Source organism: Neorhizobium sp. SOG26 (genome assembly GCF_003491345.1).
Taxonomy (GTDB): Bacteria; Pseudomonadota; Alphaproteobacteria; order Rhizobiales; family Rhizobiaceae; genus Neorhizobium; species Neorhizobium turbinariae.
This window is the reverse complement of sequence record NZ_CP025512.1, coordinates 2019636-2041478: the sequence shown is the minus strand read 5'-3', so window position 1 is coordinate 2041478 and position 21843 is coordinate 2019636. Positions and strand designations below refer to the sequence as shown.

The window sequence follows — 21843 nt, the reverse complement described above, 5'->3', positions numbered from 1 at the left end:
AGTCTAGTAACGAAAAACGCCGAACCCTGAGAGCCCGGCGCTTGATGTCTTAGCTTGAATGCAGCGGTTATTCGGCAGCCATCGGCGGCAGGCGAAGCACCTTGCTGCTGGCATGCGTGCCCGGCGACCGGTCGTCGTTGGCGCTGGTCTGGCGCTCGATATGCGCCAGCCGCTCCTCAAGGGTCTGGATCGCCTCGGCGTTCTTGCGAGCTTCCTTGCTGAGTTCTTCCGTCGTCAGGCCCAGGTCTTCCTCTTCCTTCTTGCCGACGAGGCGGCCGAAGATGCGGCCGAGCAGGCGCGACAGGTCGTCCATGATGAGGAAGAAGGATGGAACCACGACCAGCGACAGCACGGTCGAGACAATAATGCCGCCAATCACCGCAATTGCCATCGGGGCACGGAACGAACCGCCTTCGCCAACGCCAAGCGCGGACGGCAGCATGCCGGCCGACATTGCGATCGAGGTCATGATGATCGGGCGGGCACGCTTGCGTCCGGCTTCCACCATGGCATGCACGCGCTCCAGCCCGTGCCGCTTCATCTCGATCGCGAAATCGACAAGCAGGATGGCGTTCTTCGTCACGATGCCCATCAGCATCAGGATGCCGATCAGAACAGGCATGGAGAGCGAGTTCTGGGTGATGATCAGCGCCACCGCCACGCCGCCGATTGCGAGCGGCAGCGAGAACAGGATGGTGAACGGCTGGATCACATCCTTGAAGAGCAGGATCAGCACCACGAGCACGAGCATCAGGCCGAGCAGCATCGCATTGCCGAAGCTCTGCGTCATTTCGGCCTGGACCTTTGCGTCACCGCTTTCGGCGAGACGCACGGTCTTCGGGAACTCGGTGGAGTCCACGATGCGCTTGAACTCGTCCGTTGCCGTATCGAGCGCGGTGCCGAAGGGCACGTCGGAGCCGATGGACACGACTCGGTTGCGGTCGTTGCGCTTGATCGAGCTCGGACCTTCCGCGTAGTCGATGTCGGCGACACTGTAGAGCGGCACCGTCGCACCGGTGGCCGTCTTGATCTTCAGCGAGCGGATCGCTGCGAGATCGCGACGCACGTCGAGCGATGCCTGCACCCGGATCGGGATCTGGCGGTCGTCGAGCGAGATCTTGGCAAGCTGTGCATCCACGTCACCGATGGTGGCGACGCGCACCGTCTGCGAGATCTGCTGCGGCGTGATGCCCAGGCGCGATGCCTGGTCCATCCGCGGACGGATCTGCAGTTCCGGACGGGGCAGGGCGCCTTCCGAAGACACGTTCGCCAGGATCGGCGAGGCGCGCAGCTTCGATTCCAGGATGCTGACCGCCTCGTTCAGGTCCTCCTCGTTGGTGGACAGGAAGTTGAACGACAACTCACGCTCGGCGCGGTCATTGACCTTGGAAATGCGAACATCGGGGATAGAGCTGACGGCCGCGAAGATTTCCTTCTCGACATCCCATTGCGGACGCGTGCGGCCTTTATCCTTGATCTTCGGGATCAGGTCGCCCACCACCGGCAGACCCCCGAGGCCCTTGTTGACGATGGTCTTGAGCAACGAATGGTCGATGTTCTTCAAGATCACGCGCACCGTGGCGCGGCGAAGCTCGAGGTCGCCCTTCGGGGAGGCCCCACCCAACACGAAGACGCTCTGGACGCCGTCGATATCGCGCACGGCATCGTAGATGGTATCGGTCGAGGCGGCCGTCTCGTCCAGGGTGGCGTTCGGCGGCAGTTCCACCGAAAGCACGACGCGCGAGCTGTCGTCCGGCGGCAGGAAGCTGCCCGGAACCTGTGCAAGAAGCATCATTGAGCCGATGAGGAAGGCAATTGCCGCCATCAGCGTCGTGTAGCGCCAGTACCACTTGCGGGTCGTGCCGGTGACGAGGCGCGTATAGCCGCGCATGATCCAGCCGTCCTTGTCGTGGTGCTCGTCCATCCCGTCTTCAGGGCTCATCAGGTAGGCGGCCATCAGCGGGGTGATGAGACGCGCCACCATCAGCGAGAAGAAGACGGAGAAGGCGACTGTCAGGCCGAACTGGATGAAGTATTGGCCCGGGATGCCCGGCATGAAGGAGACCGGCACGAAGACCGCGATAATCGTGAAGCTCGTCGCGATAACGGCGAGGCCGATCTCGTCCGCTGCCTCCAGCGCCGCCTTGTAGGGCGTCTTGCCCATCTTGATATGGCGCGCGATGTTCTCGATCTCGACGATCGCGTCATCGACCAGGATACCGGTCGCGAGCGTCAGCGCCAGGAAGCTCACGAGGTTCAGCGAGAACCCCATGACGTCCATGATCCAGAAGGTCGGGATCGCCGAAAGCGGTAAGGCAACGGCGGCAATCAGCGTGGCGCGCCAGTTCCGCAGGAACAGGAACACGACGATAACGGCAAGCAGCGCGCCTTCCATCAGGGTGTGGAGCGCGGCTTCGTAATTGCCATAGGTGAAGTAGACCGAGTCATCGACCATCTCGATCGAGACGTCCGGATGCGCCTTGCGCACCTCGTCCAGGCTTTCCGCCACGGTCTCTGACACAGAGACTTCGCTGGCGCCCTTGGCGCGGAACACGGCAAAGGTGACCGACGGACTGCCATTGAAGCGCGAGAACGACTTCGGCTCCTCATAGGTGTCGGTGATCGCGCCAAGCTCGGACAGCTTCACGAACTGGCCGTTCGGCAGCGTCATCGTCGTGTTGGCGAGCTGCGGCACGCTGCGGGCGTCGCCGAGCGTGCGGATCGTCTGCTCGTTGCCCGCCACCTGGCCACGGCCGGAGCCGAGATCGACGTTGGTGCCGCGCAACTGGTTGCTCACGTCCGCTGCCGTGATGCCATAGGCATCCAGCTTGGCGGGGTTGAGCGAAACACGCACTTCGCGGTCGGCGCCGCCGTAGCGGTCGATCTTGCCGACGCCCGGCTGGCCCTGCAGGCTGCGCTTGATCGTGTCGTCCACGAACCAGGACAGCTCTTCGAGCGTCATGTTGGGCGAGGTGACGGCAAAGGTCTGGATCGCCTGGCCTTCGACATCGACCTTGGTGACGACCGGCTCTTCGATGCCGGCCGGCAGGTCGCTGCGGATCTTGTCGATCGCGTCCTTGGTGTCCTGAACAGCCTCTTCCGTCGGTTTTTCGATACGGAAGACGACAACCGTTTGCGACTGCCCGTCGGTCACGGTCGATTGGATTTCATCAATGCCGCTGATAGAGGCGACCGCGTCTTCGATCTCCTTCGTCACCTGCATTTCGAGCTCGGCGGGTGCGGCGCCGCTCTGCACGACGGTGATCGACACGACCGGAACGTCGATGTTCGGGAAGCGGGTGATCGGCAGCCCGAAGAAGGATTGCATGCCGACGACAAGCAGCAAGGCAAAGCCGAGCAGCGGCGCAATGGGGTTACGGATCGACCAGGCGGAGAAGTTCATGATGGAGGACCTCAGTTCCCAACAGCAGCCGGCTCAGCCGGAACTGGCGCGATCTTGTCACCGTCACGGACGAAGGCACCTGCCTTGGCCACGACCAGGTCGCCGGCCTCAAGGCCGCTGACGACCTGAATGAAGCCACCATCCTGGATTCCGGTTTCGATCTTCACCTGCTTGACGACATTGTCTTCGACCTTGCGCGCGGTGGAACCCTCGCGGCCAGTCGTGACGGCGGAAAGCGGCAGGGCGAGCCCTTCTTCTTCCGCAATGATGATTTCTGCACTGGCATACATGCCGGCACGGGCGCCGGTTTCATCGTCGCTGATCACGACATGAACCGCACCGAGGCGTGTCGTCGGATCGACGGTTGGGGAAACGAGCCTTACCTTGCCTTTGATCTTGTTGCGACCACCGGCAACGGTCACCATGGCCTTCTGTCCGACCTTGATCTTGCGGATGTCGGATTCGGACAGATCGGCGACGAGTTCGATCTCGCCGTCCTTGATGACCGTGAAGAGCGGATTGCCCTGGCCGCTGGCGATGGCGCCGATCTTGGCGGTGCGCGCCGACACGATACCGGCGACCGGCGTCTTCACCCCGGTGCGCTGGAGCTTCAGGTCGATGTCGGCGATCTGTGCGTCCACGACCTTGATGTCCGACTGGCCCACGGCAACGGCCTGCTTGGCAGCGTTGAGCCGCGCCTGGGCGACCTCGACCAGTGCCTCGGCCTGTTCGAGCTGGGAAACAGTGCTGGTGCCGCTCGTGCTCAGCCGCTTGGTGCGGTCTCGTTGCCGGGTCGCGTCTGCCAGGTTCGCTTCGGCCTCGATGACCTGCGCCTGGTACTGCGCAACACCGGCCTCTGCCTTGGCGCGGTTCGCCTCGAGCTGGCTCTTCTGCAGAAGAAGCGCGTCGTCGTTCAGCGTGGCGAGCACGCTGTCGGCCTGCACCTCGTCGCCGACATCGGCATTGAGGCCCTTGATGGACAGGCCTTCGACGAGCGGCTGGACATAAACCTCTTCAACCGGCTTGATCGTGCCGGTGGAGATGACACGGTCGACCAGCGGCTTCTTCACCGTTTCGGTGACGACAATCGAAGGTAGCTTGATTTCCGCCTGTGCGGGTGCCGCAGGCTCTTGCGCATAAGCTGCGCTGGTCGCAAGCAAAGCGACCAAAGCCGTGATACCGGCGGACTTCGGGAACGTACGAAACATGCGAATAATTCCAACCTGAAGTTAGGGGAGAATTTTTCGCTCGGGCAAAACCCGTTTCGCCGCACCCCCCTCAGTGCGTGCTTTTTCCAGTTCAGGTGGTAACCACCCAAAGGGGTTACAAGACTGGCTGCGAAAGATTCCTCAATGCCCGTCGTTTTACGGGTTTGCGCTGCACAAATCAATCGGACATTGTTATATGAAACATGACTTTTGGTTATGATTTACGTCAATGAGCGGACGCGGGTGATGTAACCCGCATCCGCCAAGATCGTTCCGTTGCAGATGTACTACTTCAATGCTGCGTCGGTAATCTCTGTTGTGTAAGCGTTTTCCGGCATCTTGCTAATGATCTTCTGGTCCATCAGCGCCTTTACCGTGCGGTCATAGGTCGCCATGTCGAGCTTGCCGGTACCGATCAGCTTTGCAACTTCGCCCATCATGCGCTTCTGGTGATTTTCGTCCTGGCCGCCGTTGTCCATGACGATTTCAGCCGCTTCATCCGGATTTTCCAGCGCGTAGTGCCAGCCCTTCATCGAGGCGCGGACGAACTTCACCATGGTTTCCTTGAACGCCGGGTCCTTCAACTTTTCTTCGCTGGCATAAAGGCCGTCCTCGAGCAGGTCGTTCCCAAGTTCGGTGTAGTTAAACACCGTCAGGTCTTCCGGCTTAAAGCCAGCATCGATCGCCTGCCAGTATTCGTTATAGGTCATCACCGAGATGCAATCCGCCTGCTTCTGCACGAGCGGCTGCACGTCGAAGCTCTGCTTGAGCACGGTCACGCCGTCCGGGCCGCCATCGGTGCTCAGTCCAAGCTTGGTCATCCAGGCGAAGAACGGATATTCATTGCCGAAGAACCAGACGCCGAGCGTGCGGCCCTTGAAGTCGGCTTCGGTTTTTACCGGGCCATCCTTGGGGCAGATCAGCTGCAGGCCGGACTTCTGGTAGGGCTGGGCGATGTTGACGAGTGGCACGCCCTTTTCGCGCGCCACGAGCGCGCCACCCATCCAGGCGACGATCACGTCGGCACCGCCGCCGGCGATCACCTGTTCCGGAGCGATGTCCGGCCCGCCCGGCTTGATCGTCACGTCCAGGCCTTCTTCTTCATAGAAGCCCTTGTCCTTGGCGACGAAATAACCGCCGAACTGGCCCTGGGCGACCCATTTCAGCTGCAGCGTCACCTTGTCGGCCGCCAGCGCCTGCGCGGCCATCAGCGACACCGCCCCGGCCATCAATGCCATCATCATCTTTTTCATTGCGGTTCCCTCTTTTGTTGCCGGCACCGTGGGGCAGTGCCGGATATTCTCGTCTAACCCCTGCGGTTAGACGGATGCCAGAATGTCGTCGCCCGCTCGCCAAGCGCGACGATGCCATAAAATGCTGAGCCGATGACCGCCGCGACCGCGATTTCGGCCCAGACCATGTCGACGTTCATGCGGCCGATCTCGGTGGAGATGCGAAAGCCCATGCCGACGATCGGCGTCCCGAAGAATTCCGCCACGATGGCACCGATCAGAGCCAGCGTCGAGTTGATCTTCAAGGCGTTGAAGATGAAGGGCATGGCGGCCGGCAGGCGCAGCTTCACCAGCGTCTGGCCGTAGCTCGAGGCATAGGAACGCATCAGGTCGCGCTCCATGTTCCCAGCCGCGGCAAGCCCGGCCACGGTGTTCACCAGCATCGGGAAGAAGGTCATGATCGTGACGACGGCGGCCTTCGACTGCCAGTCGAAGCCGAACCACATGACCATGATCGGCGCCACGCCGATGATCGGCAGCGCCGACATCATGTTGCCAATCGGCAGCAAGCCGCGCCGCAGGAAACCAACGCGGTCGGCAAGGATCGCTACCACGAAGCCACTGGCGCAGCCGAGGATGTAGCCGATCAGCACCGCCTTGAAGATCGTCTGCTGCACATCCGACCAGAGGACGGGAAGCGAAGCGGCGATGCGGGCGCCGATCGCCGACGGTGGCGGCAGGAGCACGAAGGGGACGCCGAAACCGCGCGCCGCCGCTTCCCAGAGGATCAGGATCCAGGCGCCGAAAATGCCGGGGATCAGAAGCCGCAGCAGCCATTGGGCTCCGTTGGAGCGAGGCGTGAGGTAGGAGAGTTCGGAGACAGAGGCCCAGGCCAGCAGCCAGCTCGCACCGATCAGCAGGAAGAAGGCCGTCGACATCTGCCCTTCATTGCCGGTGACGGTGCCAAGCAGCAGGAAGGCCGGCAGGTGTGCCCCGACAAAAAGCACCGCGGCGCGCAGATAGTGATCCGCGCCATCAAGTGCGACCACGGCGATGATGGCGACCGCCAGCACCGCGACCACCAGCATGCCGCTGCCCTGCGGCCCCGTCGCTTGCGCCGAGGTGAGGGGAAGGTAAGCGAGCGAAAGGATCACCAGGAGGGCGGCTAGGAATGCCTGCCAGTTGCGCTTCAACCGCATCATGCCGGCCTCCCGCCCATCGAGCGATCGACAAGCCTGCCAATGAGGCCGATGATGGCGACAAGAGCCGCAGCAAGCAGCGAGCCGACGATGAGCGCCGCCCAGATCTCGATTGTCTGGCTGTAATAGGAGCCGGCCAGAAGTTTGGAGCCGATGCCGGCCACAGCACCGGTCGGCAGTTCGCCGACGATGGCGCCGACAAGGCTTGCGGCAATCGCTACCTTCATCGAGGTGAAGAGGTAGGGGATGGAGGCTGGAACGCGCAGTTTCCAGAATGTCTGCGAGGCGCTGGCGTTGTAGGTGCGCATCAGGTCGAGCTGGATCAGTTCGGGTGAACGCAGCCCCTTCACCATGCCGACCGCGACCGGGAAGAAGGACAGGTAGGTCGAGATCAGCGCCTTTGGAACAAGGCCGGTGATGTTGATCGCGCCAAGCACCACCACCACCATCGGTGCGATCGCCAGGATCGGCACCGTTTGAGACGCGATGATCCAGGGCATGAGGCTGCGATCGAGCGCCTTGACATGCACGATCCCGACCGCGATCAGGATGCCGAGCAGCGTACCGAAGGCAAAGCCGACAACAGTCGACGAGAGCGTCACCCAGCCATGGTAGATCAGGCTGCGGCTCGAGGTGACGCTGCGCATCACCGTGTTCTCGAAGACATTGACCGCCACCTGGTGCGGCGCCGGCAGGACCGGCTTCGGCTGCACCATGGTTTTGCCGATCAGTTCGATCGTCGTTGAGGTTACATTGCCGCGCCGGTCGAGGTCGCGCTGGAACGGCGCGTTCATGAAGAAGGCGGCAACGTACCAGATCGCCACGATGGCGATCAGGATGACCGAGACGGGGATGAGGTGGCTGCGAAAGCCGTCAGGACTGCTATTCTTCATAGCTGTGCCCCGCTCGCAGGCCTTCACGCACCCGGTGAGCGATCTCCAGGAATTCCGGCGTCTCGCGGATCTCCAGCGGCCGCTCCCGCGGAAGGGTCGACTCGATCACGTCGGTCACGCGCCCGGGGCGCGGTGACATGACAACGATCCTGGTGGAGAGATAGACGGCTTCAGGGATCGAATGGGTCACGAAACAGATTGTCTTCTGCGTGCGCGCCCAAAGTTTCAGCAGTTGCTCGTTCAGATGGTCGCGAACGATCTCGTCGAGCGCGCCGAACGGTTCGTCCATCAGCAGAAGATCGGCATCGAAGGCGAGTGCGCGGGCAATCGAAGCGCGCTGCTGCATGCCGCCCGACAGCTGCCAGGGATATTTCTTGCCGAAGCCCGAAAGATTCACGAGGTCCAGCGTCCGCTCGATGCGTTTTGCCCGCTCGGCAGCGGAATGGCCCATGATCTCCAGCGGCAGGGCGATGTTCTTTTCGATCGTGCGCCACGGATAAAGCGCCGGCGCCTGAAAGACATAGCCGTAGGAGCGCGACTTTCGCGCCTCTTCCGGGCTCATGCCGTTGACGGTGATGCTTCCCGATGTCGGCTGCTCCAGATCGGCGATGACTCGGAGAAAGGTCGTCTTACCGCATCCGGATGGTCCGATGAAGGACACGAAGTCGCCTTTGCCGACCTCCAGATCCACGTTCGACAGCGCATGCACCGGACCGTCGCTTGTTTGAAATGTAAGGCCCAGCTTCTTGGCTGAAACGACGGATGACTGATTTTCTGTCATAGTGACCCAGTTTACCTGATCATGTTCCCCGGACTTGATGTCCTGTTTTTCTAGGAGGTCGTGCAATGTCATCCATTCCAGACCTTGATTGCAAGCTGATCCGGCCGAGCGGCGGCTATGCCGGAAAGCAGGGCTTTTCCTACCTCGAGGGCATTTCCGCCCAGAGCAGCGGCGCCACCGGCATCGCCATGATGCTTGTGACGATCCCGCCGGGCGGCCGGGCGAAGGCGCATATGCATGCCGCGCACGAAACGGCGATCTACATCATGGCCGGCGAGGCGGTGACCTATTATGGCGACCGGCTGCAGCACCGTGTCGTCACGCGGGCCGGCGACATGTTCTATATTCCGGCCGGCATGCCGCATCTGCCAATCAACCTCGGGACAGAGCCGTGTACCGCAGTTATCGCCCGCACCGATCCCAACGAGCAGGAAAGCGTCGTCCTGCTGCCGGAACTCGAAAGCCTGGTGAGCGAATAGCGGCGCCATCGGCTCTTCCACCGCTCACACGCCCGAAGCCGGGATGCCCGTCCGCTCCACCTTGCGCGGCGCCGTCAGCTCCTTCCAGGTGGAAAGCGCCTTGTTGACCGCCTGGAAGGGCTCGCGCTTGACGAACTGGCCGTGGCCTTCCTGTGTCTTCATCAGGCTTTCCTCGACCGCCACCACGCCGCGCGTCAGCGTGTAGCGCGGCAGGCCGGTCACTTCCTTGCCCTCGAAGACGTTGTAGTCAATTGACGACTGCTGGCTCTTGGCGCTGATCGTCTTGGAGCGCTTCGGATCCCAGACCACGAGGTCAGCATCGGCGCCGACAAGGATGGCACCCTTGCGCGGATAGATGTTGAGGATCTTGGCGATGTTGGTGGAGGTCACGGCGACAAACTCGTTCATGGTGATGCGCCCGGTCGCCACCCCATAGGTCCAGAGCATCGGCATGCGGTCTTCCAACCCGCCTGTGCCGTTCGGGATCTTGCGGAAGTCGCCAAGCCCGGTGCGCTTCTGGTCTGTCGTGAAGGCGCAGTGGTCAGTCGCCACCACCTGCAGCGAACCGGATGCGAGGCCTGCCCAGAGGGAATCCTGGTGCTGCTTGTTGCGGAACGGCGGCGACATCACGCGGCGGGCGGAGTGGTCCCAATCCTTGTTGAAGTATTCGCTTTCATCGAGCGTCAGGTGCTGGATCAGCGGCTCGCCATAAACGCGCATGCCGTTCTGGCGCGCGCGCCGGATCGCTTCGTGCGACTGCTCACAGGATGTGTGGACGACATAAAGCGGCACGCCCGCCATGTCGGCAATGATGATGGCGCGGTTGGTAGCCTCGCCTTCCACCGACGGCGGGCGGGAATAGGCGTGGCCTTCCGGCCCGTCATTGCCTTCGTCCATCAGCTTCTGCTGCATGGCGGCAACGACATCGCCGTTTTCGGCATGGACGAGCGGCAGGGCGCCGAGTTCCGCGCAACGCTGGAAGGAGGCGAACATCTCGTCGTCGTTCACCATCAGCGCGCCCTTGTAGGCCATGAAGTGCTTGAAGGTGTTGATGCCGTGATGCGCGACCACCGCCTTCATCTCGTTGAACACCTGCTCGCCCCACCAGGTGACCGACATGTGGAAGGAATAGTCACAATTGGCGCGGGTCGCCTTGTTGTCCCAGCGCTTCAGCGCATCAAGCAGCGACTGGCCGGGGTCGGGCAGGCAGAAATCAACGACCATCGTCGTGCCGCCGGCCAGCGCCGCCCGCGTGCCGCTTTCGAAGTCGTCAGCGGAATAGGTGCCCATGAATGGCATTTCGAGATGCACATGCGGGTCGATGCCGCCCGGCATGACGTAACAGCCTGCCGCGTCCAGGGTGGTGTCGCCGGACAGGTTCGGCCCGATCTCGATGATCTTGCCGCCGTCGATCTTCACATCCGCCTTGTAGGTCAGGTCGGCCGTGACGATGGTTCCACCCTTGATGACTGTGGTCATTGTTGTTCCCCTGGCTTTTCAATTGAAGGATAGAAGCGCCGGTTGTCGCTGTTCCTGCTTAGTTGGCCCTTCAGCGCAGCAAGAACGGTGTCGAGTACGGCACGACGCTCCTGGGTGATTTCGTGGTTCCAGAAACGGAGAACGCGGTAGCCGTTCAGGTTCAGCCACCGCGTTCGGATGTCGTCAGAGGCGCTTTGCGCGTGGTGGAAACCGTCGATCTCGACCACCAGGCGCTCTTCGCGGCAGAGAAAATCGACGACGTACGGTCCGAGCGGGACCTGTCTTGAAAACTTGTAGCCATCCAGCAGGCGGTTGCGCAGTTCGCTCCAGAGGCGATACTCCTCCTCCGTCTCGTTGCGCCGGAGCCGTCTCGCCTGGGAGGTCTTGCCAGGACGTCGTTTGGTGACATCGTCGTGTCGCATGACAATTTCCCCCTCATCCGGCCCTTCGGGCCACCTTCTCCCCGTTGGGGAGAAGAACTTCCCTCGCGCATGACCCGCCATCGCCCAAAAGATCGGGCGGCGCTGACAGGTTGAAGGGGGCGGACAGATCCTGTGCACCTCACTTCTCCCCAGCGGGGAGAAGGTGGCCCGAAGGGCCGGATGAGGGGGCCTTGGCCAAGACCAGCATCGCCTACTCCACAATCTCCGCGGTCTCCAGAACCGCGTGGAAAAGCACGTCGCAGCCGGCAGAGGCCCATTCCCTGGAGATGTCCTCGGCCTCGTTGTGGCTGAGGCCGCCGACGCAGGGGCACATGATCATCGTCGCCGGTGCCACCTTGGCGGCCCAGCAGGCGTCGTGACCGGCACCTGAAATCACGTCCATGTGGCTGTAGCCGAGCCGTTCGGCAGCACCGCGGACACGACCGACCAGGGTGGGGTCGAAGGTCACCGGGTCGAAATGCCCGACCGCCTCGACCGAACAGCCGACCCCCAGGCCATCGCAGATCTCTGACGCTCGTTTTTCGATCGCGGCGCGCATGCGGTCCAGCTTGTCCTGGCTCGGGGTACGGATATCGACGGTGAAGACGACCTTGCCCGGCAGCACGTTGCGGGAGTTCGGAGTGAAGAACATCTGGCCAACGCCACCAACGGCGCCCGGCTGTTCGGACATTGCCACTTCCTGCACCATTTCCAGGATGCGGGCCATGGCAAGCCCGGCATTGACGCGCATGTTCATCGGCGTGGAGCCGGTATGGGCCTCGCGGCCGGTCAGGGTGAATTCGAGCCACCACAAGCCCTGGCAGTGCGTGACCACGCCGATCTGCTTGTTCTCGGCCTCCAGGATCGGCCCTTGCTCGATATGGTATTCGAAATAGGCGTGCATCTTGCGGGCGCCGACCTCCTCGTCGCCCACCCAGCCGATCCGTTGCAACTCGTCGCCGAACGTCTTTCCTTCCGGATCCTTGCGGGCATAGGCGTAGTCGATGGAATGGACGCCCGCAAAAACACCCGAGGCCAGCATGGCGGGCGCAAATCGCGCGCCTTCCTCGTTCGTCCAGTTTGTCACGACGATCGGATGCTTGGTCTTGATGCCGAGGTCGTTCATGCTGCGAACCACTTCAAGGCCGCCGAGCACGCCAAGCACGCCATCGAACTTGCCGCCCGTCGGCTGGGTGTCGAGATGGCTGCCGATGTAGACGGGAAGCGCTTCCGGGTCAGTGCCGGCGCGGGTGGCAAACATTGTGCCCATCTTGTCAACGCCGATCGTCATACCTTCGGCTTCGCACCAGGTCTGGAACAGCTTACGGCCTTCGCTGTCGGCGTCGGTCAGGGTCTGGCGATTGTTGCCGCCGGCGACCCCGGGGCCAATCTTGGCCATCTCCATCAGCATGTCCCAGAGACGGTCGCCATTGACGCGCAAGTTCTCGCCTGGTGCTGCCACCATGTGATCTGTCCTCACCTGTTATACCCGCCAAAGAAAGCGGTCTGCTGCTGTTCCCGTGGTCGCCTCGGTGCCGCGTTTCGACACCTGAAGTTTCGGCGTTGCGTTTGTTATGCTTGTCGCCGATAATTTGACCGATTGGTAAAACATTACAATTTCCGCGGCTTCACTCAAGCTCTATTTCGGGAAAATCCCAGAGGAAAATCTGGTGGCCGAACTTCTTGGGGGAACGGGCGGGAAGGGGGCGTAAGAAAAGCATGGCCATCCCGCGTGCGGCGAAAACCCAGAGACGAACGCGCATCCAGGAGGAGAAGGAGGAGCGAATCCTTGAAGCCGCGCTCGACGTATTTTCAGTCAGCGGCTTCCGCGGCACGACCATTGACCAGATCGCCGAGGCGGCCGGCATGTCAAAGCCCAATCTCCTTTATTATTTCCGCACCAAGGAGGCGATCCACCGGCAGCTCATCGACCGCGTTCTCGATACCTGGCTGGAGCCGTTGCGGGCGTTCAACGCTGAGGGAAACCCGGAAGCCGAGATCCGCTCCTATATTCGCCGCAAGCTGGAGATGGCGCGCGACTTCCCGCGCGAAAGCCGGCTGTTTGCCAACGAGATCCTGCAGGGTGCACCGCATATCGAGGATGAGTTGAAAGGCCCGCTCAAGGACCTCGTCGACGAGAAGGCGGAAGTGATCCGCACCTGGGCGCGCGCCGGCAAGATCGCCAAATGCGATCCCTACCATCTGATCTTCTCGATTTGGTCGACGACGCAGCATTATGCCGACTTTGACGTGCAGGTGCGCGCGGTGCTCGGCCATAACCTGTCGGGCGAGGGTCGTTTCGAAGATGCCGCGCGTTTCCTCGAAAAGCTTTTCATGGACGGGTTGCGGGTGACTGCCACCAGCTAGAGACGGCGGGTCTTCATCGAACGCCACGAACGAAAACGCCGGCACAAGGCCGGCGTTTCCAATCCTTGGGAGGATCGAGATCAGGCAGCAGCCGAAGCGTAGCCTTCGGTCGGCACTTCCGAGATGGTCTTCAGGACCTGGGAAGCGATCTGGTAAGGGCAGCCCTGCGAGTTCGGGCGGCGGTCTTCCAGGTAACCCTTGTAGCCGTTCTTCACGAAGGAGTGCGGTACGCGGATCGAAGCGCCACGGTCAGCAACACCGTAGGAGAACTTGTCCCAAGGTGCCGTTTCGTGCTTGCCGGTCAGGCGCAGGTGGTTGTCCGGGCCGTAAACGTTGATGTGGTCCAGCAGGTTCTTTTCGAACTGCGCCATCAGCGCCTCGAAATATTCCTTGCCGCCCACTTCGCGCATGAACTTGGTGGAGAAGTTGCAGTGCATGCCCGAACCGTTCCAGTCGGTGTCGCCGAGCGGTTTGCAGTGGAACTCGATGTCGATGCCATACTTTTCGCAGAGGCGGAGAAGCAGGTAACGCGCCATCCAGATCTGGTCGGCAGCCTTCTTGGAGCCCTTGCCGAAAATCTGGAATTCCCACTGGCCCTTGGCCACTTCGGCATTGATGCCTTCGTGGTTGATGCCGGCAGCCAGGCAAAGATCGAGGTGCTCTTCAACGATTTCGCGGGCAACCGAACCAACGTTCTTGTAGCCAACGCCGGTGTAGTACGGACCCTGCGGAGCCGGGTAGCCGGTTTCCGGGAAGCCGAGCGGGCGGCCGTTTTCGTAGAAGAAGTATTCCTGCTCGAAGCCGAACCATGCATCTTCGTCGTCGAGGATGGTGGCGCGTGCGTTCGACGGATGCGGGGTGACGCCATCCGGCATCATTACTTCGCACATGACGAGAACGCCGTTGGTGCGGGCCGGGTCAGGATAAACGGCGACCGGCTTCAGGACGCAGTCGGAAGAGCGGCCTTCGGCCTGCATCGTGGACGAGCCGTCAAAGCCCCACAGTGGAAGCTGCTCGAGCGTCGGGAAGCTGTCGAATTCCTTGATCTGGGTCTTGCCGCGCAGGTTCGGAACTGGGGTGTAGCCATCGAGCCAGATGTACTCGAGCTTATACTTGGTCATGTTTGGTCTCTCACGCCGTGTGTCATGGTTGAGCATCCCGGGCAACATCACGCTTTTTCAAGCGCGCCATCCCCGGCATGACACGTACCTTGCATATCCCGTGCCAGATTCGAAAACGCCACGAAAATTCGCCCGATGAGGTGTGGAAGTTTCAGCCGGACCAGCCACTCGATTGCAAGCGCGCTGCGGGTTCATCTGCCTTTCTGCGGCTAATCAGACGGGTGCCGGAACTCAATCTTCGCCAGCACGTTCCGAAAATAGGCAAAGCTGAAGCAATTTCGGCAAACGGGCCGAAATTTGTTTCTGGTTTTCCTTCGTAAATGATGTAAAATAGTGCAATCAGCACAAAAAATGTGCATTCGCGCTGATCTGGTAACGCAAAAAGCATTTTGACGGTGAGGAGCCGATAGGATGACCACCCACATCCATCGTGAAACAGCCAAGATCTTGAGTTTTCCGCTGCGGCCGCGCCGCCGGCTGGAAAACGGAATGACGGCGCCGGCCCTTTACGAGGCCGCGCCTGCAATCGTCGATATCGGATGCTGGTATCACGAAGAGGCCGTGCAGGCCGACACTTCGAAGTCGGAACGTCCAAAACCCTGCTGATCGCCTTTAGCGGTCGCGCGGCGCCGTCTGGGCCGGCGCGCGTCCGGATGCGTCTTGTTTCCTAGAAGCCGAAGAGCCTCAGCATCACCAAGCCAAACGTGGCGATGAACAGCCAGCCGAAGGCGCCGAGCGCCAGTGGCCGCCAACCTTCCGCCCGCAACTTCCCGATATTGGCCTGAAGACCCATGGCGGCGAGCGCCATGGCAAGGAGGAAGTTCGTCAGGACGACGATCTTTGCCGTCACGTCGGCTGGAATGGTGATCGCGCTGTTGAGCAGCATCATCCCGATGAAGCCGAATACGAACCACGGCATTGGCGCCGACGCCCTGGCCCCTTCACCTGAGCCGGAACGCATGGCAAGCGCCAGCGTCATGATCAGTGGTGCCAGCATCACCACGCGGGCGAGCTTCGAAATCGTGCCAAACTGACCGGAAACGTCACCGCCCTGGAAGGATGCGGCCACCACCTGTGCAACTTCGTGGATGGTGACGCCGGACCACAGGCCGTAGCCGCGGGCATCGAGCCCGAGTGGTGCAGCGAGCAGAGGGTAGGTGAGCATCGCAAGAGAGCCGAACAGCGTTACGCAAGCGACGGCATAGGCTACATGCTCTTCGCGGCCACGAACCACCGTATTGGCGGCAATGATCGCTGACGCGCCGCAGACCGAGGTGCCGGCGGCGATCAGGTCGGTCAGAGACCGATCGACTCCCATCAAGCGGCCGACGATGCGGATGGCGACAAATGTGGAGACCAGCGTCAGCGCCACCATCACCAGTCCGGCGCCGCCGAGCGACAGGATCTGCATGGCGGTGACCTGCAGGCCGAGCAGCACGATGCCGACGCGCAGGATGCGCTTCAGAGAAAAGGTGATGCCCGCATCCACCGCCGTCGGCAGCGAAACAAGGTTTCGTACCGCCATGCCGAGGATGATGGAGACGATCAGCGGGCTGAGCGCGGCCAGCCCCGTCAGGCTGCGGATCGTCAGCGCAGCAAGCGCAATGGCTGCCGTCAGCAAAATGCCGGGAAGGACCGGCGGGAGCGAAAGCTGGCGAGACGCAAAGCTGGTTTGTTGTTCTGTCACGGAGGTGGCAGCCTTCATGTTTTTTCTTCAGATTCGCTCATTTGTCGAACACCATTCTCCTTTCTCTTGAATGACAGTTCCAATTGATTGATGTTGTCATTCCAATCGATGGAGCCGAACGATCGCCGATGACACTCGATCAACTGCGGATTTTTCTTGAAGTCGCGGAGCGCGAACACGTCACGCGGGCCGCAGAAGCACTGCACCTGACGCAGTCTGCGGTAAGTGGCGCTATCTCGGCGCTGGAGGCGCGGCACGCGGTGATCCTGTTCAACCGGGTGGGCCGTCGCATCGAGCTGACGGAGGCGGGGCGGCTGTTTGTCCCGGAGGCGCGCGCGGTGCTTGAGAGGGCACGTTCAGCCGAACATCTGCTCGCCGATCTTGCCGGTGCCGCATCTGGCGTCTTGCGGGTTCATGCCAGCCAAACGGTTGCAAGCTATTGGCTCCCGTCGCGGCTGGTCAGCTACCACGAGCTTTATCCACGGGTGGACCTGCGCCTGACGGTCGGAAATACGCAGAGCGCTGCGCAGGCGGTGCTTTCCGGTGCCGCCGAACTCGCGGTGGTGGAGGGTACGGTGGCCCTGGCGGGTCTTCAGCGCATCCGGGTTGCTGAGGATCACCTCGTCCTCGTGGTGGGCAAGCGTCACGCCTGGGCGGACGGGCGAAGGCTGACGCCGAACGAGCTTCTGGAGACCAACTGGATCATGCGCGAGGAGGGTTCGGGGACGCGCTCAGCCTTCGAGGCGCATCTGACGAGGTTGGGGCTCGAACCGGAGTCGCTGTCGGTCGTGCTCGAACTTCCGTCGAACGAAGCGGCGATTGCCGCCGTCGAGGCCGGGACAGCAGCAACAGTCTTGTCGAGCCGCGCCGCCGCGTCGCACTCACACGCGGGCAACCTGCACATCGCCGATTTCCCGATGCCGGCGCGGCAGTTCTGGGTCCTTCACCATGCAGAACGGCATGTAACCCGTGCCCTCCGCGCGATGCTGGATCTTCTTACCGGCAAGGCAGGGTGAGCGGAACGCTCTAAGCGGTGCGGACCCGGTAGGGCTTCACGTCGATCGCGTCTTCGTGTCTTCGTGCTTCGGCAATGTCGTAGCTGTTTTGCATGCGCATCAACGTCTCCATCGAAAGGCCGAAGGCTTTTTCGAACCTCAATGCCATTTGAGGAGATAGCGATGAGCGTGCGTTGAGTAGCGCGGAGAGGGCAGGGCGGGTGACGCCGAGCACGCGCGCCGCTTCAGTAACGGACAATTCGAGATCCTCGAGCACCTCGTGCTTCAAAAAATCTCCCGGATGCGCGGGACGCTTAAATCGGATACCGTTGGCCTCGGTCATCAGTGATAATCCGCATAGTCCAGATCGAGGATCTCGATTTCGTTCGCATCAATACGGAAGGTCAGCCGCCAGTTCTTCGTCACGAACAGGCTCCAGGTGTCCTTCCTGTCGCCGGTTAGCCTATGTGCTTTCCAACTCGGCACATGCCGCAACTCCTCTTCTTTTTGCATGTCCTGCAGGAAGGAGATCATCCGGCGCAGCTTCGGGACCACTGCCGGCTGCAAGCCGGATGGGTCATCATCCAGAATGAAGCGGCGAAGTCCCTTGTGCAGGACATTCCTGATCCTCATGGAGAGAATGTAGAATGCGCGGCAACAGGTGTAAAGTCATCCTTTACACCTGTTGATTCCAGCTCTACTCCGCGGCCTGGCGGGCCATCGGGTTGTTCGGGTGCGTCGTCCAGTTGGCATAGGTCGGGTCAACGATCCGGCCGGTGCGCTTGTCGAGGCTGCCGGCAGCGAGCGGCTCCATCGTGATGCAGTTCTCGACCGGACAGACGTTGACGCAGAGATTGCAGCCGACGCATTCCTCTTCCATCACCTCGAAATGACGCACGCCATCGACAAAGTTGGTGATCGCTTGGTGGGAGGTGTCCTCGCAGGCGATGTGGCAGCGCCCACACTTGATACAGAGATCCTGGTCGATATGCGCCTTGGCGACATAGTTGAGGTTGAGATACTGCCAGTCGGTGACGTTCGGCACCGCGCGCGAGATGATGTCATCGAGCGTCCGGTGGCCCTTGGCGTCCATCCAGTCGCTCAGGCCGGTGATCATCTCCTGCACGATCTTGAAGCCATAGGTCATGGCCGCGGTACAGACCTGCACGTTTCCGGCGCCGAGCGCTAGGAATTCGGCCGCATCCCGCCAGGTGGTGACGCCGCCGATGCCGGAGATCGGCAGCCCATGGGTTTCCGCGTCACGGGCGATCTCGGCCACCATGTTGAGCGCGATCGGCTTCACGGCCGGGCCGCAATACCCCCCATGCGAACCCTTGCCGCCCACCGTCGGCATCGGGGCGAAATTGTCGAGGTCGACCGAGACGATCGAGGAGATGGTGTTGATCAGCGACACCGCATCCGTGCCGCCGCGTTTTGCGGCGCGTGCCGGATAGCGGATATCGGTGATGTTGGGGGTGAGCTTGGTGATCACCGGCATGCGGGAGTACTGCTTGCACCAGCGCACCACCATCTCGATATATTCCGGCACCTGGCCGACGGCGGCGCCCATGCCGCGTTCCGACATGCCGTGCGGACAACCGAAGTTCAGTTCGATGCCGTCGACTTCGGTCGCTTCCACCAGCGGCAGGATTGATTTCCAGGCGTTCTCCTCGCAGGGCACCATGATGGAGGCAATCACGGCGCGATCCGGCCAGTTCTTCTTCACCTGCTTCATTTCGGTGAGGTTGGTGTAGAGGTCACGGTCGGTGATCAGCTCGATATTGTTGAGGCCGAGCAGCCGGCGGTCGGCGCCCCAGATTGCGCCATAGCGCGGGCCATTGACGTTGACGACCGGCGGGCCTTCCTCGCCAAGCGTTTTCCAGACCACGCCACCCCAGCCCGCCTTGAAGGCACGCTCGACGTTATAGGCCTTGTCGGTTGGCGGCGCTGAAGCGAGCCAGAACGGGTTCGGAGACTTGATGCCGATGAAGTTGTTGCGAATATCAGCCATGATCGAGGTCCTCAGGCGACAGCAAAAGCTGGCTGCGTTTGAGCGGCCAGAACACGGTTGATGGATTCGGCGGCATCACGTCCCTGCGCCACGGCAGAGACGGTGAGATCTTCGCCAACGCAGACGCAGTCGCCACCAGCCCAGACACCATTCATCGAGGTGCGGCCCTCGCCATCCACGACGATCTTGCCCTTTTCGAAATGCAGGGCGCCAAGGCCCGACGCCGAGAAACTCTGGCCGATCGCCTTGAAGATCTGGTCGGCGGCGAGGATGCCGGTCTCGCCGGTGCCGGCGAGCCTGCCGTCGGTCATTGCGGTATATTCGACCTCGATACCCGCGACCGCTCCGTCCTTGCCGATGATCCTTTTCGGCGCAAGCCAGTGGCGGATGATGACGCCATTGGCGGCCGCCAGATCCTGCTCGTAACCGGACGCGTTCATATTTTCCTTGCCGCGGCGGTAGCAGATCGTCACTTCCTCCGCACCAAGGAGCTTTGCCTGGATCGCGGCGTCGATCGCCGTCATGCCGCCGCCGAGAACGACCACGCGCCGGCCGATCGGCAGCACGCTCTTGTCCTTGGCCTGGCGAAGGGATGCGATGAAATCAACCGCATCCTCAACGCCCGTCAGGTCTTCGCCCTCGATGCCGAGAGCGTTGACACCCTGCAGGCCCATGCCGAGGAAAACGGCGTCGAAGCGCGCTGTGAGATCCGCCAGTGTAAGCTCGCGGCCGAGGGCCTGGCCGTGCTGGATGGTGATGCCACCGATCGCGGTGACGTAATCCACCTCGCGCTGGGCAAAGTCATCGACGGCCTTATAGGTGGCGATGCCATATTCATTGAGGCCGCCAGATTTCTCCCGCGCCTCGAGGATCGTTACTTCGTGGCCATGCATGGCAAGGCGGTGCGCGGCGGCGAGCCCTGCCGGACCTGCGCCCACCACAGCAACCGTCTTGCCGGTCGGGTTGGCCCGTGAATAGAACTGCCGGTCTGCTTCCATGGCAATGTCGGTTGCATAGCGCTGCAGCTTGCCGATCTCGACCGGCCGGTCTTCAGCCGTGTTGCGCACACAGGCCTGCTCGCACAGCGTTTCGGTGGGACAGACCCGGGCGCACATGCCGCCAAGAATGTTCTGGTCGAAGATGGTCTTGGCGGAGCCGAGCGGGTTGCCTGTCGATATCTGCCGGATGAACAGCGGGATATCGATGGCGGTGGGACAGGCCGTCATGCACGGCGCGTCATAACAGAAATAACAGCGGTCGGCGGCAACAAGCGCCTCGTGCTTGTCGAGGCGCGGGTGAAGGTCCGCGAAGTTTACCTCGTACTGCGCATCCGGAAGACGCCCAGCAGCAATCCCGGCCAGATGGCCGCTTCCCAGTCGTTCCATCTTATGTTCCCTCTTTTATGGATTCATGGACAACTATTGGGGAAAGGCTACCACAGGCCAAAAATTTATCAAACGGTAAAATTTTGACTGCCAGAGGCCTCAAACAAACATGAGCGCGCGCATCAACTTTAATCTTTACTGAGATAATCAGGTTAAATATGGTGCCGCCGTCGAAGGGGTCCGCCCCGAGGAGATTCTGCCAGACGGGGAGCGCCATGGCGAAGAAACAGAAGCGGAAGAACGCCAACGCCAATGAGGATGCAGCCAAGGCCAATGCCCGCAAGGATGCAGGCGCGATCGACCTGCGCAGCTTCCTTTACGTTGGCGGTCGCGACTGCCAGGTAGCGCATCTGCGCGAGATCGCCAGCAAGCACGGCGCGGAACTCATCCATCATGATGGCGGTTTGCGGGAAGCGGTGTCGCGCATCGATACGGTGCTTCCATCCGTCGACTGCGTGTTCTGCCCCATCGACTGTATCAGCCACGATGCGTGCCTGCGGGTGAAGACCGGCTGCAAGAAGTTCGGGGTCGCCTTCGTGCCGCTGCGCAATGGCTCGAAGTCCAGCCTGGAGCGTGCACTCCAGACGATCAAGGAACGGAATGATGAACGAAGAACGTCGTGATGCCAGCCTGTTGCTCGGCCTGCACGCGCTTGCCCACCACAAGGGCGATGGCCTGGTGCCGGAGCTTCATGCGCTGCTGGCGGGCCAGCGGGATGCGCCGGCTGACATGACGAATGTGGTTGCGATGCCAGTACGGCCGCAGCTTGCTGCGGAAGCTGCAGTATCCCAGGATGAACCAGGGCGCGTGCTGGCGTTTCGCCGTCGCTGATTACTTCGGAAGATCGGCACGCCTGAAGAAGGCGCCGAGCGCCACCAGCAGCCAACCCAGCATCATCAATGTGCCACCGGCCGGCGCCGCCATGGGAAACAGGCGGCTGCCGAGATAGTGGCGTGAGACGAGGTCACCGGCAAACAGAACGGTGCCGAGACCCAGGACCAATCCCGCAAGCGTTGCCGTGCGAAACTGCCGGTAGCCGAGGAAAAGCGCCAGCAGCACCGGCGCATGCGCCAGGCACATCGTGGAGGCCGAGCCGAGAAACAACGTATCGCCGCCATGGCTTGCCGCGGCAGCGAGTGCGACGCCGCAGGCGCCCATCAGGCCGCTGACGAAAAGGATCA

Annotated in this window: 21 protein-coding genes and 1 pseudogene; 6 read left to right on the top strand and 16 right to left on the bottom strand. The window is 61.7% G+C overall.

Annotated features, from left to right (window positions below; translation table 11 throughout):
- Window positions 1–67: 67 nt before the first annotated feature.
- The 6 genes from CYG48_RS10135 to CYG48_RS10110 all read right to left on the bottom strand — a co-directional run bounded on the left by CYG48_RS10135 (window position 68) and on the right by CYG48_RS10110 (window position 8716).
- Window positions 68–3403, bottom strand: coding sequence for an efflux RND transporter permease subunit (locus CYG48_RS10135; protein ID WP_118850265.1), 3336 nt, complete (start codon window positions 3401–3403; stop codon window positions 68–70).
- An 11-nt stretch (window positions 3404–3414) separates the two neighbouring features.
- Complete coding sequence (locus tag CYG48_RS10130; RefSeq protein WP_118850264.1) at window positions 3415–4611, bottom strand: efflux RND transporter periplasmic adaptor subunit; 1197 nt, start codon at window positions 4609–4611, stop codon at window positions 3415–3417.
- A 287-nt stretch (window positions 4612–4898) separates the two neighbouring features.
- The gene (locus tag CYG48_RS10125; protein ID WP_118850263.1) at window positions 4899–5864 is read right to left on the bottom strand and encodes an ABC transporter substrate-binding protein; all 966 of its coding nucleotides are present in this window, start codon (window positions 5862–5864) and stop codon (window positions 4899–4901) included.
- Between the two features lie 53 nt (window positions 5865–5917).
- Window positions 5918–7045: an ABC transporter permease gene (locus CYG48_RS10120; protein WP_118850262.1), complete on the bottom strand. Its 1128-nt coding sequence runs from the start codon at window positions 7043–7045 to the stop codon at window positions 5918–5920.
- Complete coding sequence (locus CYG48_RS10115) at window positions 7042–7935, bottom strand: ABC transporter permease (RefSeq protein WP_118850261.1); 894 nt, start codon at window positions 7933–7935, stop codon at window positions 7042–7044. The genes CYG48_RS10120 and CYG48_RS10115 overlap by 4 nt, the downstream gene beginning before the upstream one ends.
- Window positions 7925–8716 carry an ABC transporter ATP-binding protein gene (locus CYG48_RS10110; RefSeq protein WP_118850260.1) on the bottom strand — a complete coding sequence of 264 codons (792 nt, stop codon included), beginning with the start codon at window positions 8714–8716 and terminating at the stop codon, window positions 7925–7927. Before CYG48_RS10110 ends, CYG48_RS10115 begins: the two co-directional genes overlap by 11 nt.
- A gap of 65 nt (window positions 8717–8781) precedes the next feature.
- On the opposite strand from CYG48_RS10110, the gene CYG48_RS10105 reads away from it, so the two are divergent.
- Window positions 8782–9195 carry a cupin domain-containing protein gene (locus CYG48_RS10105; RefSeq protein ID WP_118850259.1) on the top strand — a complete coding sequence of 138 codons (414 nt, stop codon included), beginning with the start codon at window positions 8782–8784 and terminating at the stop codon, window positions 9193–9195.
- Between the two features lie 24 nt (window positions 9196–9219).
- Here CYG48_RS10105 and hydA read toward each other — a convergent pair whose 3' ends face one another.
- From hydA to CYG48_RS10090, 3 genes and pseudogenes are all read right to left on the bottom strand, one after another.
- Entirely contained in the window at window positions 9220–10674 is a 1455-nt protein-coding gene (gene hydA / locus CYG48_RS10100; protein ID WP_118850258.1) for a dihydropyrimidinase, read from the bottom strand.
- Window positions 10671–11304: pseudogene (locus CYG48_RS10095) on the bottom strand (endonuclease domain-containing protein). The gene hydA and the pseudogene CYG48_RS10095 overlap by 4 nt, the downstream one beginning before the upstream one ends.
- 3 nt (window positions 11305–11307) lie before the next feature.
- Entirely contained in the window at window positions 11308–12561 is a 1254-nt protein-coding gene (locus CYG48_RS10090) for a Zn-dependent hydrolase (RefSeq protein WP_305778820.1), read from the bottom strand.
- 254 nt (window positions 12562–12815) lie between these two features.
- Between CYG48_RS10090 and rutR the strand changes: the two genes are divergently transcribed.
- Complete coding sequence (rutR, locus tag CYG48_RS10085) at window positions 12816–13463, top strand: HTH-type transcriptional regulator RutR (RefSeq protein ID WP_118850257.1); 648 nt, start codon at window positions 12816–12818, stop codon at window positions 13461–13463.
- An 80-nt stretch (window positions 13464–13543) separates the two neighbouring features.
- Here the strand turns inward: rutR and CYG48_RS10080 are convergent, their stop codons facing one another.
- Window positions 13544–14584, bottom strand: a complete 1041-nt coding sequence (locus CYG48_RS10080) for a glutamine synthetase beta-grasp domain-containing protein (protein WP_118850256.1) — start codon at window positions 14582–14584, stop codon at window positions 13544–13546.
- Between the two features lie 411 nt (window positions 14585–14995).
- Here CYG48_RS10080 and CYG48_RS10075 point away from each other — a divergent pair, with 411 nt between their 5' ends.
- Window positions 14996–15190, top strand: a complete 195-nt coding sequence (locus CYG48_RS10075) for a DUF2735 domain-containing protein (RefSeq protein ID WP_118850255.1) — start codon at window positions 14996–14998, stop codon at window positions 15188–15190.
- 61 nt (window positions 15191–15251) lie between these two features.
- Here CYG48_RS10075 and CYG48_RS10070 read toward each other — a convergent pair whose 3' ends face one another.
- Window positions 15252–16289, bottom strand: coding sequence for a YeiH family protein (locus tag CYG48_RS10070; protein WP_118850254.1), 1038 nt, complete (start codon window positions 16287–16289; stop codon window positions 15252–15254).
- Window positions 16290–16399: 110 nt separating this feature from the next.
- On the opposite strand from CYG48_RS10070, the gene CYG48_RS10065 reads away from it, so the two are divergent.
- The gene (locus CYG48_RS10065; RefSeq protein ID WP_118851598.1) at window positions 16400–17287 is read left to right on the top strand and encodes a LysR substrate-binding domain-containing protein; all 888 of its coding nucleotides are present in this window, start codon (window positions 16400–16402) and stop codon (window positions 17285–17287) included.
- Window positions 17288–17297: 10 nt separating this feature from the next.
- On the opposite strand, the gene CYG48_RS10060 is transcribed toward CYG48_RS10065, so the two are convergent.
- From CYG48_RS10060 to CYG48_RS10045, 4 genes are all read right to left on the bottom strand, one after another.
- On the bottom strand, window positions 17298–17609 hold the full coding sequence (locus tag CYG48_RS10060) for a HigA family addiction module antitoxin (protein WP_118850253.1): 312 nt from the start codon (window positions 17607–17609) through the stop codon (window positions 17298–17300).
- Window positions 17609–17899 (bottom strand): type II toxin-antitoxin system RelE/ParE family toxin, encoded by a 291-nt coding sequence (locus CYG48_RS10055; RefSeq protein ID WP_118850252.1) that lies wholly within the window; start codon window positions 17897–17899, stop codon window positions 17609–17611. The genes CYG48_RS10060 and CYG48_RS10055 overlap by 1 nt, the downstream gene beginning before the upstream one ends.
- Window positions 17900–17963: 64 nt before the next feature.
- Complete coding sequence (gene preA / locus CYG48_RS10050; protein WP_118850251.1) at window positions 17964–19277, bottom strand: NAD-dependent dihydropyrimidine dehydrogenase subunit PreA; 1314 nt, start codon at window positions 19275–19277, stop codon at window positions 17964–17966.
- A gap of 11 nt (window positions 19278–19288) precedes the next feature.
- Window positions 19289–20662, bottom strand: a complete 1374-nt coding sequence (locus tag CYG48_RS10045) for an NAD(P)-dependent oxidoreductase (protein WP_118850250.1) — start codon at window positions 20660–20662, stop codon at window positions 19289–19291.
- Between the two features lie 215 nt (window positions 20663–20877).
- On the opposite strand from CYG48_RS10045, the gene CYG48_RS10040 reads away from it, so the two are divergent.
- Window positions 20878–21285, top strand: coding sequence for a DUF2325 domain-containing protein (locus CYG48_RS10040; protein ID WP_118850249.1), 408 nt, complete (start codon window positions 20878–20880; stop codon window positions 21283–21285).
- Window positions 21266–21493, top strand: coding sequence for a hypothetical protein (locus CYG48_RS10035; RefSeq protein ID WP_210211176.1), 228 nt, complete (start codon window positions 21266–21268; stop codon window positions 21491–21493). Before CYG48_RS10040 ends, CYG48_RS10035 begins: the two co-directional genes overlap by 20 nt.
- On the opposite strand, the gene CYG48_RS10030 is transcribed toward CYG48_RS10035, so the two are convergent.
- Window positions 21494–21820 carry a DUF423 domain-containing protein gene (locus CYG48_RS10030; RefSeq protein WP_118851597.1) on the bottom strand — a complete coding sequence of 109 codons (327 nt, stop codon included), beginning with the start codon at window positions 21818–21820 and terminating at the stop codon, window positions 21494–21496.
- Between the last annotated feature and the right edge of the window lie 23 nt (window positions 21821–21843).

Coding starts and splice junctions, on each gene's coding strand:
- CYG48_RS10110 (WP_118850260.1), bottom strand. CDS start 8,716: ATGACAGAAAATCAGTCATCCGTCGTTTCAGCCAAGAAGCTGGGCCTT.
- CYG48_RS10045 (WP_118850250.1), bottom strand. CDS start 20,662: ATGGAACGACTGGGAAGCGGCCATCTGGCCGGGATTGCTGCTGGGCGT.
- CYG48_RS10035 (WP_210211176.1), top strand. CDS start 21,266: ATGAACGAAGAACGTCGTGATGCCAGCCTGTTGCTCGGCCTGCACGCG.
- CYG48_RS10125 (WP_118850263.1), bottom strand. CDS start 5,864: ATGAAAAAGATGATGATGGCATTGATGGCCGGGGCGGTGTCGCTGATG.
- CYG48_RS10090 (WP_305778820.1), bottom strand. CDS start 12,561: ATGGTGGCAGCACCAGGCGAGAACTTGCGCGTCAATGGCGACCGTCTC.
- CYG48_RS10065 (WP_118851598.1), top strand. CDS start 16,400: ATGACACTCGATCAACTGCGGATTTTTCTTGAAGTCGCGGAGCGCGAA.
- CYG48_RS10120 (WP_118850262.1), bottom strand. CDS start 7,045: ATGATGCGGTTGAAGCGCAACTGGCAGGCATTCCTAGCCGCCCTCCTG.
- CYG48_RS10070 (WP_118850254.1), bottom strand. CDS start 16,289: ATGAAGGCTGCCACCTCCGTGACAGAACAACAAACCAGCTTTGCGTCT.
- hydA (WP_118850258.1), bottom strand. CDS start 10,674: ATGACCACAGTCATCAAGGGTGGAACCATCGTCACGGCCGACCTGACC.
- CYG48_RS10115 (WP_118850261.1), bottom strand. CDS start 7,935: ATGAAGAATAGCAGTCCTGACGGCTTTCGCAGCCACCTCATCCCCGTC.
- CYG48_RS10060 (WP_118850253.1), bottom strand. CDS start 17,609: ATGACCGAGGCCAACGGTATCCGATTTAAGCGTCCCGCGCATCCGGGA.
- rutR (WP_118850257.1), top strand. CDS start 12,816: ATGGCCATCCCGCGTGCGGCGAAAACCCAGAGACGAACGCGCATCCAG.
- CYG48_RS10030 (WP_118851597.1), bottom strand. CDS start 21,820: ATGGGCGCCTGCGGCGTCGCACTCGCTGCCGCGGCAAGCCATGGCGGC.
- CYG48_RS10135 (WP_118850265.1), bottom strand. CDS start 3,403: ATGAACTTCTCCGCCTGGTCGATCCGTAACCCCATTGCGCCGCTGCTC.
- CYG48_RS10130 (WP_118850264.1), bottom strand. CDS start 4,611: ATGTTTCGTACGTTCCCGAAGTCCGCCGGTATCACGGCTTTGGTCGCT.
- CYG48_RS10040 (WP_118850249.1), top strand. CDS start 20,878: ATGGCGAAGAAACAGAAGCGGAAGAACGCCAACGCCAATGAGGATGCA.
- preA (WP_118850251.1), bottom strand. CDS start 19,277: ATGGCTGATATTCGCAACAACTTCATCGGCATCAAGTCTCCGAACCCG.
- CYG48_RS10105 (WP_118850259.1), top strand. CDS start 8,782: ATGTCATCCATTCCAGACCTTGATTGCAAGCTGATCCGGCCGAGCGGC.
- CYG48_RS10080 (WP_118850256.1), bottom strand. CDS start 14,584: ATGACCAAGTATAAGCTCGAGTACATCTGGCTCGATGGCTACACCCCA.
- CYG48_RS10055 (WP_118850252.1), bottom strand. CDS start 17,899: ATGAGGATCAGGAATGTCCTGCACAAGGGACTTCGCCGCTTCATTCTG.
- CYG48_RS10075 (WP_118850255.1), top strand. CDS start 14,996: ATGACCACCCACATCCATCGTGAAACAGCCAAGATCTTGAGTTTTCCG.